This is a genomic window from Jhaorihella thermophila (genome assembly GCF_900108275.1).
GTDB classification, from domain to species: Bacteria; Pseudomonadota; Alphaproteobacteria; order Rhodobacterales; family Rhodobacteraceae; genus Jhaorihella; species Jhaorihella thermophila.
The window spans coordinates 163,768-177,448 of record NZ_FNVD01000004.1 but is presented as its reverse complement, the minus strand read 5'-3'; the positions used below and the strand labels follow the sequence as shown (position 1 = coordinate 177,448).

The window sequence follows — 13,681 nt, the reverse complement described above, 5'->3', positions numbered from 1 at the left end:
GGTTCGAGGCGGGGCATCAGACGGTATCCTTGCGTCGCACCGTGTCCATCCAGACCTGCGCGCCGCGCCGCACGGCATCATACACCGCCCGCCCCACGGTTTCGCCGACGGGCGTGTGCATCCCTGCATAGGGCGCGGTGCCCGGCGGCGCGGCGACGGCGATGCAGTCGGTGCCGGTGCCGGTGGCGATGCCGGTGGGCAGGGCGTGGCCGGTATCCATGACCGCCGCAGTGCGGGCCTGGGCGACGATCGACAGCGACTCGACCAGCGCGGCCCCGGACAGAGGTTCGGACAGGGCCACCGCGACGTTGATCGTGCCCCAGTCCTTGCCCGAGCGGTCCAGCCGCGTGCCGATGCGTTCGGCGTTCGACAGGCCCACCGTGGCAACGCAGTGCGCGGTGACGTCTTCGGCCGTGGCGGTGGCGGTTTCATATGCATTCAGATCGCGCGAGGTCAGCATGGCCACGGCATCCTTGGCCCCGCGCTCCGCCAGCTCGCCCCGCAGCCAGCGCAGCACGTCCAGATCGTGCGGCAGGTCGGCATTGCGCACTTCGCGCCAGAGGATCCGGTCGGCGGTGACGAATCCTGGCCGGGTGATCGACCAGCTCAGCACCTGCATCGGCGCAGGCAGGCGCCATTCCAGCCAGGGGCGGTCCAGTGTCAGCGTCATCGCACCACCTCCATCGGCTGGAACACCGGGCCTTGCGGGGTGGTTTCGTAGTAGGCAGTGACGCCGAATACCCGTTCCACGTTCTCGCGGGTCAGCACCTCGGCCGGGGGACCATCGGCCACCAGCCGGCCGGCCTGCAGCATTACCAGCCGGGTGCAGTGCCGCGCGGCCAGGCCGAGATCGTGCAGCGACACTATGACCGAACGGCCCTCGCGCGCGAGATCGGCAAAGACCTTCATGGTGGCGATCTGGTGTGCCGGGTCGAGCCCGGCAATCGGCTCGTCCGCCATGAACAGCGGCGTGTCCTGCGCCAACGCGCGCGCGATCAGCACCCGTGCCTGTTCCCCGCCCGAAAGCCGTGTGGCGGTGCGGGTGCGGTAGTCCTCCAGTTCCATCCGCACGATTGCCGCGTCGATGGCGGCGCGGTCCAGCGCGCCGGGCCGGGCGCCGCGCGGCAGATGCGGCAGGCGGCCAAGGGCAATCGCCGTCTCTACGCTCACCGGCCAGGCGATTTCGCGGGTCTGCGGCATCCAGGCGGCGATCCGGGCGCGTTCGGCCAGGGGCAGGGCGGCCAGGGTCGATGTGCCCGTCGCCGGCAGCAGGCCGAGCGCGGCGCGCATCAGCGTGGTCTTGCCCGCGCCGTTGGGACCGATCAGCCCGACGCATTCGCCCACGCCCACGGTCAGCGAAACCCCATCCAGCGCGGTGCGCGTGCCCCGGCGCACGGTCAGGTCGGTCAGCGAAAGCAGGCTCATGGCAGCTCCTTCCGCGTCTTGTAGATCAGGTGCAGAAACAGCGGCGCACCCACCAGAGCCATCAGCACGCCGAGCTTGAGGTCGCGGTCGGGCAGGGCCACCCGCACCGCGATATCGGTGGCCAGCACCATAGCCGCCCCACCCAGCGCCGAGGCCCACAAGAGCGCCGACGGCCGCGCCCCCACCAGCGGGCGCAGCAGGTGCGGCACCACCAGCCCGACGAACCCGATGGCACCGGCCACGGCGGTCGCGGCCCCCACCGCGCAGGCGGTGCCGATCACCAGCGCCAGCCGCAGCCGGGGCAGATGCACGCCCATCGCCTGGGCCGCGTCCTCGCCCAGCGTCAGCGCGTCGAGCCCCCGGCCCAGCCGCGCCAGCATGACCCAACCCAGGGCCATGAAAGGCAGCGCCAGCCAGACATGGGCAAAGGACCGATCCGCCAGCGATCCCATCATCCAGAACACGATGTCGGCGGCGGCAAACGGGTTGGGCGACAGGTTCAGAACCAGCGAGGTCAGCGCCGAGGCCAGCGCCGAGATCGCGATCCCCGCCAGGATCAGCGTGATCGACCCGCCGCGCGGGCCGGCCAGCGCAAGGATCAGCAGCACCCCCAGCACCGCCATTCCCAGCGCCGCCAGCGGCAGCGCCAGCGCGAAATGCAGCGTCAGACCGGTCTGGATCGCCAGCACCGCCCCCAGCGCGGCGGCACCGGAAATGCCGATCAGCCCCGGCTCGGCCAGGGGGTTGCGCAGATAGCCCTGAAGCGCCGCACCCGACAGCCCCAGCGATGCCCCGATCATCGCCGCCAGCAGCGCCCGCGGCAGGCGGATTTCGCGCATCACCACCGACAATGGCGTTCCGTCGCCGATGATCAGCGCCTTCAGGGCCTGTCCGGCGGGCACGGATGCATATCCGGTAACCAGCGACAGAACGAACAGCGCGGCGCACAGCGCGACCAGGGTGGCGGCGAGCCTCATCGCCCGGCCTCCATCGACAGGCGCAGATCACGCAGGCGTCGGATCGCGTTCAGCACCAGCGGCGTGCCGCAGATCCAGTCGCGGTCGGTCAACGTGCCCACGACGCGGGTGCGTTCCAGCGCGCGCAGGGCAGGGTGGGTCAGCGGATCCTCGGCGCGGGCCTGCCCGGGATAGTCGCGCCCCTTGACGATCACCTCGGGCGCCAGCAGCACGAGCTGCTCCAGCGGCAGGGTGCCGCCGTGGGTCAGCCCGGTCTCGGAGGCGACATTGGCAAAGCCCGCGGCGTTCAGAATCGCGCCCGCAAGCGACCGGTCGCCCAAGGTGTAGCTGTTGACATAGTAGAGCGCCGCGCGCGGGCGCCGCGCGGGCGGGTCGGACAGCGCGGCCAGCTCGGCGCGAAAGGCGGCGATCTGGCGCGCGGCCTCGTCCTCGCGTCCCAGCGCGCGGCCCATCTGCGCCAGCCGCGCGGGGATGTCCTCCAGCGACCGCGCCGGCGCAAAGCGCTCCACGGGGATGCCCAGATCCCGCAGCATCCGCACCGTGGCATCGGCGGTATAGGTGCCGGCCAGCACCAGGTCGGGGTTCAGCAGATAGACCTCTTCGGCGCCCGAGCCGTTGGTGGGGATCGCCCGCGCCCGGCGATGCAGCGCCGAGCTGTCGGGGTCGTGGGCCAGACGGGACACCGAGACCAGCTGCCCCGGCGCGGCCAGCAGCAGCGCCAGCTGATCGGTGCACAGGTTGACCGATACGACCCGGCGCGGCGGTTGCGCCAGGGCCGCCGCGCCGGCGATCGCCAGCGCGACGGTCAGGGATATGAGCCTAGAAGGCCGCACGGATGCCCGCGAAGACGCCCCGTCCGGGGGCGTTGAAGCCGCCCGCGGTCTGGTAGTCTTCGTCAGTCAGGTTCTCGATGCGCAGATACGCGGTGGCGCGGTCGGTGATGTCATAGGACAGGGTGGCGTTGGCCACCGTGTAGTCCGCCATCACCGTGCCGAACTCGTCCGGGCGGTCGGCCACATGACGGACGGTCAGCGCGCCGCGCCAGCGTTCGGCAAAGTCGGCCTCGACCCCGATCGCCGCGTCGTGGCGCGGCACCCGCAAGAGCCGCGCGCCGTTGGCGTCCTTGGCGTCGGTATAGGTGTAGTTGGCCACCAGCCGGGCCGAGCCCGTGATCGCCCAGGCGCCGGCCAGCTCGATCCCCTTGGACCGCGACGTGCCGGGCACTTGCCGATACTGGCCGGCAAAGGGGACAAAGCTGAGGGTCACGAACTGGATCAGGTTGTCGATCTCGGTGTGAAAGGCCGTGGCCCGGACGAAGCTGCCGCCGCCGAACTGGTGCACCACGCCCAGCTCGAGGCTGCGGCTTTCTTCGGGCTGGAGGTTGGGGTTGCCGTAAAGCGTGCTGTTGAGTTCATAGAGCGACGGCGCCCGGAACCCGGTGGCCGCCACGGCATTGATCGTGGTCGCATCCGTGACCTGCCAAGCCGCCGCGATCCGCCCCGACAGGTTGCCACCGAAGGAGTCGTAATTGTCATAACGCAGCGACGCGGCCAGGTTCAGATCGGCGGTCGGCGCATAGAGCACCTCTCCGAACAGGCCGGTGCTGGTCTCCTCGCCCCTGTCGAAACCGGAATCGAAGTTCTCCTGTTCCCAATCGGCGCCGTAGGTGAGGCTCAGCGCCTCGGACCGGGTCCAGGTGCCGACATAGTCCAGCTTTTTCCGCTTGCCGTTGAACACCGAATCGAACCCGTTCGAGCTGCTGACCCGATCGTTCTTGTAGTAGGTATAGGACAGCTCGTGCGTCACCGCCCCGGTCTGCAGCTGCGCCCAGGCGCGGGCGGCACGGGTGTCGGTGGTGTTGTTTTCGTCATAGGGCGGGGCCCCGTCGCCGCCGAATTCGTCAAAGTCGCCTTCGGCATCCAGGTAATAGGTCGAAAAGCCCAGCCGCAGCACGTCGGTCGCCTGCACGTCGCCCGACAGCGTCAGCTGCGTGCCCTTGTAGCCGTCGGGTTCGGTCCCTGCGGCGCTGGCCGAGAAGCCGTCGGTTTCCACCCGGTTCACGGCAAGGCTCAGCCCGCCGCGTTCGGTGCGGTGGGTGACGGCGGCCTCGGCGCGCCGGGTCTTCTCGCTGCCGGCCTCGGCCGCCACGGTGGCGCGGGTGCCCGGTTCGTCCCCTTGCGGCGCGGTGGTGATGTTGATCACGCCGCCGATTGCGCGCGAGCCATAGAGCGACGAGGCCGACCCCTTCAGCACCTCGATCCGGCTGACCGAGCTGGTGGTCATGCCGGCCCAGTTGAACTGGGTCTGGGGCTGGCTGGGATCGGTCACGTCGATGCCGTTGACCATGACCTTGATGTATTTGCCGTCAAGGCCGCGAATGCGGACCTGCGTGTTGGCGCCGATGCCGCCATTGGCGCTGACCGTCAGGCCGGGCAGCGAGGCCAGATAGTCGGCCACGGTGGTTTCGGATGCCTTTTGCAGATCCTCCTCGGTCACCACCTCGATGGTGGTGCCGGTGCGCTTCAGTTCGGTTTCCTCGCCGGCCTTGTTGGCGAAGACCGCGATCTCGCCCAGATCAAAGGCCTCTTGTGCGAATGCGCCCGTGGCGCTGGCCAGGGCGATCGCGGATGCTGTCACGATCGGTTTTTTCATTCCTCGGTTCCTTCCGGACCTTCCGTTTTGTCTTGGCACCGGCGGAAGGCGGGGACGCCCACCGCCGGCGGGTGAGAGTGGTGTCACCGCTACGGAACTGACGCCGCCCTGCCGGCGCCCCCCGCGCCGGTGGAAGGTGATCGCTCTGGCAGGTCTCCTGACTTGCGGGTCGTCGCGCTGGCCGGACCTTCCCGGACCCGTTCCGGGTCCAGTGGCGTCATTCCGGCCGCGCTCTCCGCCTACAGTTGCGGGGGCAGTTGCGGACTTGGCCCGGCCGGGCCGCACCGCATTCCCTATTGCCGGCGACTCGCGCCGCCGAACCAGAGCATCCCGTCCTATAGGCGCGGGGGCATCGCGGATCAACGATCAAACGCGACCATTCCGTGTTTGATCGCGTCCGAACGCGGGTGGATCTTGCATGCGTGCAGTTGCCGGCAGCGCCCCGGGAGATGGTGTGGGAACTGGCGTCCACCTGCTTCTTCATGGCTGGTGTTGCGCGTTCACCGGGCGGCGATCATCGTCGCCGTATCGGGATCGTTGCACACGGCACTCGGCTTTTCCACCGGTCCACCGGCATGTAGCGTCGGGACAGGGCCCGCTCGTAGCTCTGCTCCAGCATCAGCGCACCGACGAGGCGCACGACAGCCGCGCGGTTCGGGAAGATACCGACGACGTTGGCGCGCCGTTTGATCTCCTTGTTCACGCGTTCCAGCGGGTTGGTGCCGCGCAGCTTCGAGCGCAGGCTCTCGTCGTGGGCCATCCAGGCGAGAACGTCGTGCTCTGCCTCGCCCATGAGCTCTGCGACATCCCTGAACCGGCCACGCAGGCTGTCGGCCACCTCGTGCCAGCGGGCATGAGCCTGGTTGCGGTCCTTCTCGGCGATCCGTCGGGCCGCGCCGGGGATGGCGGTTTCGCCGTTGTCGAGGACACCGAACACATCCAGCAGGAACAGGTCGAACCGATCCGCCAGCGCGGACAGGTCGGGCACGGGCCGGCGGCGCCGAGGCTGGACGGTGACGCCAGGCGCGGGCGGGTGTTCTGGTAGAGCGCAAGGATTTCTTCCGGCGCCAAGCGGGTCAGGGGATCCATCCGATGATTGCCCCCGATCGGACGCGGCTTTCGATCGTCTTTCCCGGTTCATGTCGCGACCATTGCCTCGACCCCCGACCGGTCAAGCGCCCGGGCCAGCTTTCCTTCGGGCGCCGCGCCGGTGATGAGCGCCGAGATGTCATCCAGCCCGCAGACCCGCGCGAACCCGGTCCCGCCCATCTTGTCGCGGATAATCAGCAGATTGGTCCGGCGACTGCGCCGGATCATCGCCCTCTTGACCGAAGCAAACCCGCGCGCGGTTTCCGACACGCCCCGAGGGTCTATAGCGGTGGCACCGATAAAGCACTGATCGACCATGTGCGACTCGATGAACGCCACGGTTTCCGGCCCGATCACCGCCGATTCCGACGCCAGATATTCGCCAGGGCACAGGATCACCTCGGCCGTCTCGCCCTGGCCCAGCGTCATCGCTACCGGCAGGCTGTTGGTCAGCACCGTGCAGGGGGTTCCGGCATAGGCCAGGAACCGCGCCATCTGCAGCGTGGTCGAACCGGCGTCGATCATCAGCGTGTCGCCGGGTTGCACCAGACCGGCCGCATGGCGGCCGATGCGCTCGCGCTCTTCCATGCCCTGGCGGCTGCGCTCGTCCAACCCCGGATAGTGCCCGCGCATCGGCGCCGACCCGCCGCCATGGGCGCGAAACAGCAACCCGTCGGCGCTGAGCGCCTCGAAATCCCGGCGCACGGTTTCGGTGGACACTCCGAAGCGTTCAGCCAGTTCGGACACGCGAACATGCGGGTGCAGCTTCAGTTCCAGCAGGATCTGCTCGCGCCGGGCCTTCTTGCGCAGGCGGGGTCGGGGGGTGCCGCCAATGTTCTTCATGTTCTCGAACTGTCCCCCGACCTTCCCTCTGGCGGTCTACGCGCATTGCAGTCGAGGAATTTTTTGTGGAGTGCCCCACATTTTTCAATCATTTTTGTTGGATACCGTTCATTTATCTGCTGAATTCCCAACACCTGACCCCCATCTCCGATTGACGGGACAAAACGGTTTCAAGAGCCAAGGAGGACGCCATAGCCCTGTTTCTTCTGCACCTGGCCGGATCGGTCGCCCTGCTGCTGTGGGCGGTGCGGATGATTCGCACCGGGGCCGAGCGCGGTTACATGGCCCGCCTGCGGTCCGGCCTGCGCGCGGCCGATGGCAGCCGGTTGCGGGCGGGGCTCTATGGCGCCCAGTCGGCGCTCCTGCTGCAAAGCTCCACCGGGGTCGCGCTTCTGGTCACGGGATTCGTTTCGGTCGGCACGCTGCAGTCCGTGACCGGCGTGGCGATGATTCTGGGGGCCGATGTCGGATCAGCACTGACGGTTCAGGTCTATTCGCTGCCGATCGGCGAGATCATCCCGTTGCTGCTGCTGGTGGGGGTAACACTGTTTCTCAAGGCGTGGAACCGCACGGTCAAGCAGACCGGGCGGATCATCACCGGGTTGGGGCTGGTCTTTGTGTCGCTCAGCATGATTCGTGCCGCCACCGCGCCCCTGCGCGACAGCCCGACGGTGGAAATGATCATGGGCTATCTGGCCACGGACCCGATCAGCGCGTTCCTGATCGGCGCGGTGCTGGCCTGGGCGATGCATTCCTCGATCGCGGCGGTCCTGACCTTCGCCACCTTTGCGGCGCAGGGGATCCTGCCGGTCCCGGCGGCCACGGCGCTGGTGCTGGGCGCCAATCTGGGCGGCGCGGTGATCCCCGTCGCGCTGTCCCTGTCGGCCGAGGCGAATGCCAGGCTCGTGGTGCTGGCCAACCTCGCCCTGCGCGGCGGCGGGGCGCTGCTGGCGTTGATAGCCATCGTTCTGGCGGCGCCGGATCTGTCGTGGCTGGGAGCGTCCGCCGCACGGCAGGTGGTCAACCTGCACCTTGCCTTCAACGTCGCCGTCGCGGTCCTGTCGCTGCCGCTGATTGCGCGGGTCGCGGCCGGGCTGCGATCGGTTCTGCCGCTTCCGTCAACCGCCCGGATACCGGCCCGGATCAGCGCGCTGGACGACGAAGCGCTGGCCCATCCCGAACGCGCTCTCGGCTGCGCCACCCGCGAAACCCTGCGCATGGGCGAGACGGTGCATTCGATGCTGGGTTCGATCATCGGGCTCTACCGCGACTGGAACGATGACGTGGCCGAGTTCATCGACCAGTGCGAACGCGAGGTGGACCGCACCCATTTCGAAACCAAGCTCTATATATCCCGGCTGCTCGAAGGCCGGATCAGCCAGACACAATCCCGCCGCGCGCTGGACATCGCCGCAATCGTCAACAATCTCGAAGAGGCGGCCGACCTGATCTCGTCGCAGATGACCGAGATCGCCCGCCGCATGCACAAGGAGCAGATCACCTTTTCCGAGGAAGGCTGGCGCGACATCACAGAGATCCACGATTGCGTCATGAGCAATGCCAAGCTGGCGCTGGACGTGCTGTTGTCGGGGGACGTGGAACTGGCCCGCCAGCTGGTGGCGGAAAAGGATCACATCCGCGCGCTCGAGATGAAGCTGCAGGCGCGCCACCTGTCGCGGCTGTCGCTCAACCCCACCAGCATCGCCACCAGCAACCTCCACCAGGAGACCCTGCGCGCGCTCAAGCAGATCAACAGCGCGTTTTCGTTCATCGCCTACCCGATCGCCGAAGAGGCCGGGGAACTGCTCTCAAGCCGACTGTCCAGCGCGCGGGGCGGCTCGTTCGGAGCAGGATAGGGGGCGGACCGGCGGCCGCACCGGGACCTTGCGCCGCAGACGGGGGCAGGGGGCCGAAGCCCGGAACCGGCGGCCCGGTCGCGGCGGGCGCGCCTCACCGGTCCACGAATTTCGCCGACGCCAGGCCCCGATAGCGCGCCACCAGCTCTTCGTCGACTTCGCTGCCATCCACCAGAAACGGCAGAATCCCCCGCCGCATCGACCGGCCGCGCATCGCCTTGATGTCGTCCTCGGATTTCGTGAGCCGCTGCGCCAGCCGCCGGCCCCATTGCGCGAGATATCCGTAGAGCCTGTCGATCTCGGCCTGATGCGCATCGCCCTTGGCCAGATCGTAAAACTCCTGCGGATCGTTTTCCAGATCGAACAGCATCGGCCGGAACCCGCCTTCGGCATGGATCAGCTTGAACCGGCCGTCGAACACCATGAACAGGCGCGCATCGCGCGGCTCGACCCCCAGTTTCACGGCCTGTCCGGTCGCGGAATAGTCGTATTCGCTGATCACGAAATCGCGCCACTCAGGCCGTTCACCCCGCAGCCACGGCAGCAGCGACCGCCCTTCGATGATGTGATCGGGCACCTTGCCGCCGGCCGCCTCGACAAAGGTCGCGGCCAGGTCGATGCTCTCCACCAGCGCGTCGCAGGTCGTCCCCCGCGTCGCGTCGGCCTCAGGCCGCGGGTCATAGACGATCATCGGCACCTTGACGCTGGGCTCGTGGAACAACTCCTTTTCCCCCAGCCAGTGATCGCCCAGGTAATCCCCGTGATCCGAGGTCAGCACGATCATCGTGTCCCGCATCCGCCCCGTGGCTTCGAGATGATCCAGCAGCACGCCCAGCTGGTCGTCGCATTGCTTGATGAGGCCCATATAGGCCGGGATCACCTTGGCCCGCACCTCTTCGCGCTGAAACGCCTGCGCGATGCGGTTCTCCATATAGGCGCCATAGATCGGGTGGGGATCCTCGCGCTCGACCGCGTGGCGGACGGGTTGCGGAACGTGGTTCGGCCCGAACATGGCGTGATAGGGGGCGGGCACGATATAGGGCCAGTGCGGCTTGATATAGGAAACATGCGCGCACCACCGTTCCTGCGCCTGGTCGATGAACTCGATCGCCCGGCGCGTCAGCCACGGGGTTTCGCTGTCCTCCTCGCGGATATTGGCGGGTTTGTCGGCATTGACGAACATCCAGCCCGAAGCGATATTGCCCGCCTCGTCCACCCCGGCATTGGCGAAATCGGCCCAAGGGTTTTCCGACGGATAGCCTCTGGCCTTGAGGTATTCGTTGTAGGGCGAGCGGCGCTCGTCATAGAACCCGTCCGGTCCCTCGGCCCAGAGCCCGTCATCGCGGATCCAGACGTCGAACCCGCATTCCGCCTGTCGCGCTCCGATCACGCTGTCGGGGCTGAGCCCCAGCCGCGCCATGCCTTCGGCATCGGCCTTCATGTGCGTCTTGCCGATCAGCCAGCAGCCCATGCCCAGCTTGCGCAGATGGTCGCCCAGCGTCATCTCGCCCACCCGCAGGGGAAAACCGTTCCACTGCGCCCCGTGGGACGAGGCGTAGCGGCCGGTATAGTAGCACATCCGCGACGCGCCGCAGATCGGCGACTGGACATAGGCACTGGTGAACCGCACTCCCATCCCTGCCACCCGGTCGAAATTCGGCGTCTCGAGATGGGGGTGTCCCGCGCAGCCCAGGTAGTCGAACCGCAATTGGTCATACATGACGAACAGGATGTTCATGGCGCCTCCTCGCACGGTGATGCCGTCTGCTCCGCCCTGGCCCTGACCAAGCACGATTCACGCCCCCTGTCCATGTCGCTCCCCCTTGCGGGCCCTGCCCGGTCGCCCAACCGGAAAACCGATCCTGCTTCTTTCTGGTTCCAAATACCCATGCGCCACCCCGGCCCCCAGCGCAACGCCGGACGCGGCGCGCCACGCCAGCCGCGACATCCCGCCCCGGGCCGCTTGTTGCCGGGCGCGGCGTATCCATATCAATCCTGATGTCCGTTGCGTGCGACGCTGGTGAGGAGGTTCGGACATGGCAAATCAGGGATTTCCCTTTGCAGATCGCGCCGACGCGGGGCGCCGGCTAGCCTCGGAACTGATCAAGCGCAGGATCGACGACCCGGTCGTCCTTGCCTTGCCGCGCGGCGGCGTGCCGGTTGCGGCCGAGGTGGCCGAGGCGCTGGGGGCGCCGCTCGACCTCGTGCTGGTGCGCAAGATCGGCGCGCCGCAGAACCCCGAGGTGGCGCTTGGCGCCATCGTCGAAGGCGACCCGCCCGAGATGGTGTTGAACGAGGACGTGATGCGCCGGTCCGGGGCGACGCAGGACTATTTGCGGGCCGAGCGCGACCGGCAGTTGCGCGAAATGGAGCGCCGCCGTGAACGCTATCTGGGCAGCCGCGCGCGGGTGGACGTACATGGCAAGACGGCGATCGTTGTCGATGACGGGCTGGCGACCGGCGCGACCGTCAAGGCCGCCCTGGTCGCGCTGCGTCGCCGGGGCGCGGCGCGGGTGATCGTCGCGGTGCCCGTGGCGCCCGCCTCGGAACTCCCGGTGCTGTCCGAGATCGCCGACGAGGTCCTGTGCCTCCATCCCGACCCGTATTTCCGCGGCGTGGGCGGGGCCTATGCCGATTTCCACCAGCTGACCGACGAGGAAACCATAGGCCACCTCCGCCGCGCCTGGACCGTGACCGAAACCACGCCGGCCGGCGAGATGCTGCGCCATGCGGTCAGCATTCCGCCGCTTGGCCTGCAGGGCGATCTGGTGATCCCGCCCGATCCGCGCGGCATCATCCTGTTCGCCCATGGCAGTGGCTCCAGCCGGCTGAGCCCGCGCAACCGGCAGGTCGCGCACAGCCTGAACGAACTGGGTTTCGCCACGCTGCTGCTGGACCTTCTGACCCCGCAGGAGGCCGCCGACCGGCGCAACGTGTTCGACATCCCCCTGCTGGCCGAACGGCTGCTGCAGGCCGACCTGTGGATCGCCGGCGAACCGGAACTGGCCGACCTGCCGCTGGGCCTGTTCGGCGCCAGCACCGGTGCGGCGGCGGCCCTGATCGCGGCGGCCGAACTGGGAGGGCGGATCTCGGCGGTGGTGTCGCGCGGCGGCCGGCCCGATCTTGCGATGCCGCGGCTGGCCGAGGTCACGGCGCCCACGCTGCTGATCGTCGGCGGGGCCGATACGCAGGTGCTAGAATTGAACCGCCGGGCGCTGGCGGCGCTGCAATGCGAAAAACAGCTGCGCATCGTGCCCGGGGCGGGGCACCTGTTCGAGGGCCCCGGCGAGCTGGAAGCCGTCACGCAGATGGCCGGCGCATGGTTCCAGCACTACCTTGTGCCCACGCATGCCGAACTGACCCCGCCGCCCGAAGCCTTGGCGAAACCGCCCGCCACCCCGGCCGAGGTGGTGCGCGCCGCGGCCGAGCCCTTGCCCGACCCCGACGACCCGGCCTTCGGCACCGCCTTCGACCGCTTCGGCGACGCGCGGGTGGTGCTCTTGGGCGAGGCCTCGCACGGAACCTCCGAATTCTACCGCGCCCGCGCCGCGATCACGCGGCGGCTGATCGAACGGCACGGTTTCAACATCGTCGCGGTCGAGGCCGACTGGCCCGACGCCGCGGTGATCGACCGCCACGTGCGCGGTCTGCCGCAGCGTCGCCGCAACGTGCCGGCCTTTTCCCGCTTCCCCACCTGGATGTGGCGCAACCGCGACGTGGACGAATTCGTGACTTGGCTGAAGCAGCACAACGAAGGCCGGCCCGCCGAGGCGCGCGTGCGGTTCCAGGGGCTCGACATCTACAGCATGTTCAACTCGATCCACGAGGTGCTGGCCTATCTCGACCGCCACGACCCGCAGGCCGCCGCGCAGGCACGCCGGCGCTATGGCTGCCTGGCGCCGTGGTCGCGCGAACCGGCGGCCTATGGCCGCGCGGCGCTGAGCCGGGGCCATGCCATGTGCGAAGAGCCGGTAACGCGTGTTCTGGTCGATCTGCTGACGCGGGAACTTTCGCTCGCCCGACGCGACGAAGAGGCGTTCTTCGACGCGGTTCAGAATGCCCGGGTGGTTGCCGGAGCAGAGCGCTACTATCGCGCCATGTATTACGGTTCGGCGCAAAGCTGGAACCTGCGCGACACCCACATGTTCCAGACCCTGAAACGGATCATGGATCATGTCGGCCCCGACGCCAAGGCGATTGTCTGGGCGCATAATTCCCATATCGGCGATGCTCGTGTGACCGACATGGGCGCCAGCCGGGGCGAGCTGAACATCGGCCAGCTCTGCCGCGAGGAATGGGGCGACGCCGCCGCGCTGATCGGGTTCGGCACCGATTCCGGCACAGTGGCCTGCGCCTCGGACTGGGACGGCCCGATGGAGATCAAGGCCGTGCGCCCGTCGCGCCCCGACAGCCACGAATCCGTCTGCCACGCGGCCGGGATCGAACGGTTCCTGCTGGACCTGCGGCCGGGTGTGAACGAAGACTTGCGCGCAGCGATGGCCGAACCGCGGCTGGAACGCTATATCGGCGTGATCTATCGCCCCGAAACCGAACGCTGGAGCCATTACAGCCACGCGATCCTGTCGGCGCAGTATGACGGATTCGTCTGGTTCGACCGCACCCGGGCTGTCGTGCCCCTGCCGATCGAAACGATCGGCGGAGGAGAGGACGAAACCTACCCCTTCGGCCTGTAGCGGAACGTGCGCGCAACGACGGGCCCCCACCATCATTCGATCCGGTCGGAAAGGGCGCTCCGCGTCCGCCTTTACGCTTGATTCGTGAGAGCGCCCCCGGCCCATTCATCTTGCCTGAAATACTCCGGGGGGTGCGGGGGGCAGC

Annotated in this window: 10 protein-coding genes and 1 riboswitch; of the genes, 2 read left to right on the top strand and 8 right to left on the bottom strand. The window is 68.3% G+C overall.

Annotated elements, in window-relative coordinates:
* Positions 1-16: 16 nt before the first annotated feature.
* The 7 genes from C4S70_RS06980 to C4S70_RS06950 form a co-directional block, all read right to left on the bottom strand.
* Entirely contained in the window at positions 17-670 is a 654-nt protein-coding gene (locus tag C4S70_RS06980) for an adenosylcobinamide amidohydrolase (RefSeq protein WP_104007390.1), read from the bottom strand.
* Positions 667-1,425 carry an ABC transporter ATP-binding protein gene (locus C4S70_RS06975; RefSeq protein ID WP_104007389.1) on the bottom strand — a complete coding sequence of 253 codons (759 nt, stop codon included), beginning with the start codon at positions 1,423-1,425 and terminating at the stop codon, positions 667-669. Before C4S70_RS06975 ends, C4S70_RS06980 begins: the two co-directional genes overlap by 4 nt.
* Positions 1,422-2,402, bottom strand: a complete 981-nt coding sequence (locus C4S70_RS06970) for a FecCD family ABC transporter permease (RefSeq protein ID WP_104007388.1) — start codon at positions 2,400-2,402, stop codon at positions 1,422-1,424. Before C4S70_RS06970 ends, C4S70_RS06975 begins: the two co-directional genes overlap by 4 nt.
* Entirely contained in the window at positions 2,399-3,235 is an 837-nt protein-coding gene (locus C4S70_RS06965; RefSeq protein ID WP_104007387.1) for an ABC transporter substrate-binding protein, read from the bottom strand. The genes C4S70_RS06970 and C4S70_RS06965 overlap by 4 nt, the downstream gene beginning before the upstream one ends.
* Positions 3,222-5,054 carry a TonB-dependent receptor plug domain-containing protein gene (locus tag C4S70_RS06960; protein ID WP_104007386.1) on the bottom strand — a complete coding sequence of 611 codons (1,833 nt, stop codon included), beginning with the start codon at positions 5,052-5,054 and terminating at the stop codon, positions 3,222-3,224. Before C4S70_RS06960 ends, C4S70_RS06965 begins: the two co-directional genes overlap by 14 nt.
* Positions 5,055-5,184: 130 nt before the next feature.
* A riboswitch (cobalamin riboswitch) is annotated at positions 5,185-5,394 on the bottom strand.
* 174 nt (positions 5,395-5,568) lie between these two features.
* Positions 5,569-6,195 carry a transposase gene (locus C4S70_RS06955; protein ID WP_104007385.1) on the bottom strand — a complete coding sequence of 209 codons (627 nt, stop codon included), beginning with the start codon at positions 6,193-6,195 and terminating at the stop codon, positions 5,569-5,571.
* Positions 6,192-6,986, bottom strand: coding sequence for a DeoR/GlpR family DNA-binding transcription regulator (locus tag C4S70_RS06950; RefSeq protein ID WP_104007384.1), 795 nt, complete (start codon positions 6,984-6,986; stop codon positions 6,192-6,194). Before C4S70_RS06950 ends, C4S70_RS06955 begins: the two co-directional genes overlap by 4 nt.
* A gap of 191 nt (positions 6,987-7,177) precedes the next feature.
* On the opposite strand from C4S70_RS06950, the gene C4S70_RS06945 reads away from it, so the two are divergent.
* The gene (locus tag C4S70_RS06945) at positions 7,178-8,842 is read left to right on the top strand and encodes a Na/Pi cotransporter family protein (protein ID WP_327315066.1); all 1,665 of its coding nucleotides are present in this window, start codon (positions 7,178-7,180) and stop codon (positions 8,840-8,842) included.
* A gap of 94 nt (positions 8,843-8,936) precedes the next feature.
* Here the strand turns inward: C4S70_RS06945 and C4S70_RS06940 are convergent, their stop codons facing one another.
* A complete protein-coding gene (locus tag C4S70_RS06940; protein ID WP_104007382.1) occupies positions 8,937-10,580 on the bottom strand; it encodes a sulfatase-like hydrolase/transferase in 1,644 nt (547 codons plus the stop codon).
* Positions 10,581-10,878: 298 nt separating this feature from the next.
* Here C4S70_RS06940 and C4S70_RS06935 point away from each other — a divergent pair, with 298 nt between their 5' ends.
* Positions 10,879-13,536 carry an erythromycin esterase family protein gene (locus C4S70_RS06935; RefSeq protein ID WP_104007381.1) on the top strand — a complete coding sequence of 886 codons (2,658 nt, stop codon included), beginning with the start codon at positions 10,879-10,881 and terminating at the stop codon, positions 13,534-13,536.
* Positions 13,537-13,681 lie beyond the last annotated feature (145 nt).

Coding starts and splice junctions, on each gene's coding strand:
- C4S70_RS06980 (WP_104007390.1), bottom strand. CDS start 670: ATGACGCTGACACTGGACCGCCCCTGGCTGGAATGGCGCCTGCCTGCG.
- C4S70_RS06975 (WP_104007389.1), bottom strand. CDS start 1,425: ATGAGCCTGCTTTCGCTGACCGACCTGACCGTGCGCCGGGGCACGCGC.
- C4S70_RS06970 (WP_104007388.1), bottom strand. CDS start 2,402: ATGAGGCTCGCCGCCACCCTGGTCGCGCTGTGCGCCGCGCTGTTCGTT.
- C4S70_RS06960 (WP_104007386.1), bottom strand. CDS start 5,054: ATGAAAAAACCGATCGTGACAGCATCCGCGATCGCCCTGGCCAGCGCC.
- C4S70_RS06955 (WP_104007385.1), bottom strand. CDS start 6,195: ATGAACCGGGAAAGACGATCGAAAGCCGCGTCCGATCGGGGGCAATCA.
- C4S70_RS06950 (WP_104007384.1), bottom strand. CDS start 6,986: ATGAAGAACATTGGCGGCACCCCCCGACCCCGCCTGCGCAAGAAGGCC.
- C4S70_RS06940 (WP_104007382.1), bottom strand. CDS start 10,580: ATGAACATCCTGTTCGTCATGTATGACCAATTGCGGTTCGACTACCTG.
- C4S70_RS06935 (WP_104007381.1), top strand. CDS start 10,879: ATGGCAAATCAGGGATTTCCCTTTGCAGATCGCGCCGACGCGGGGCGC.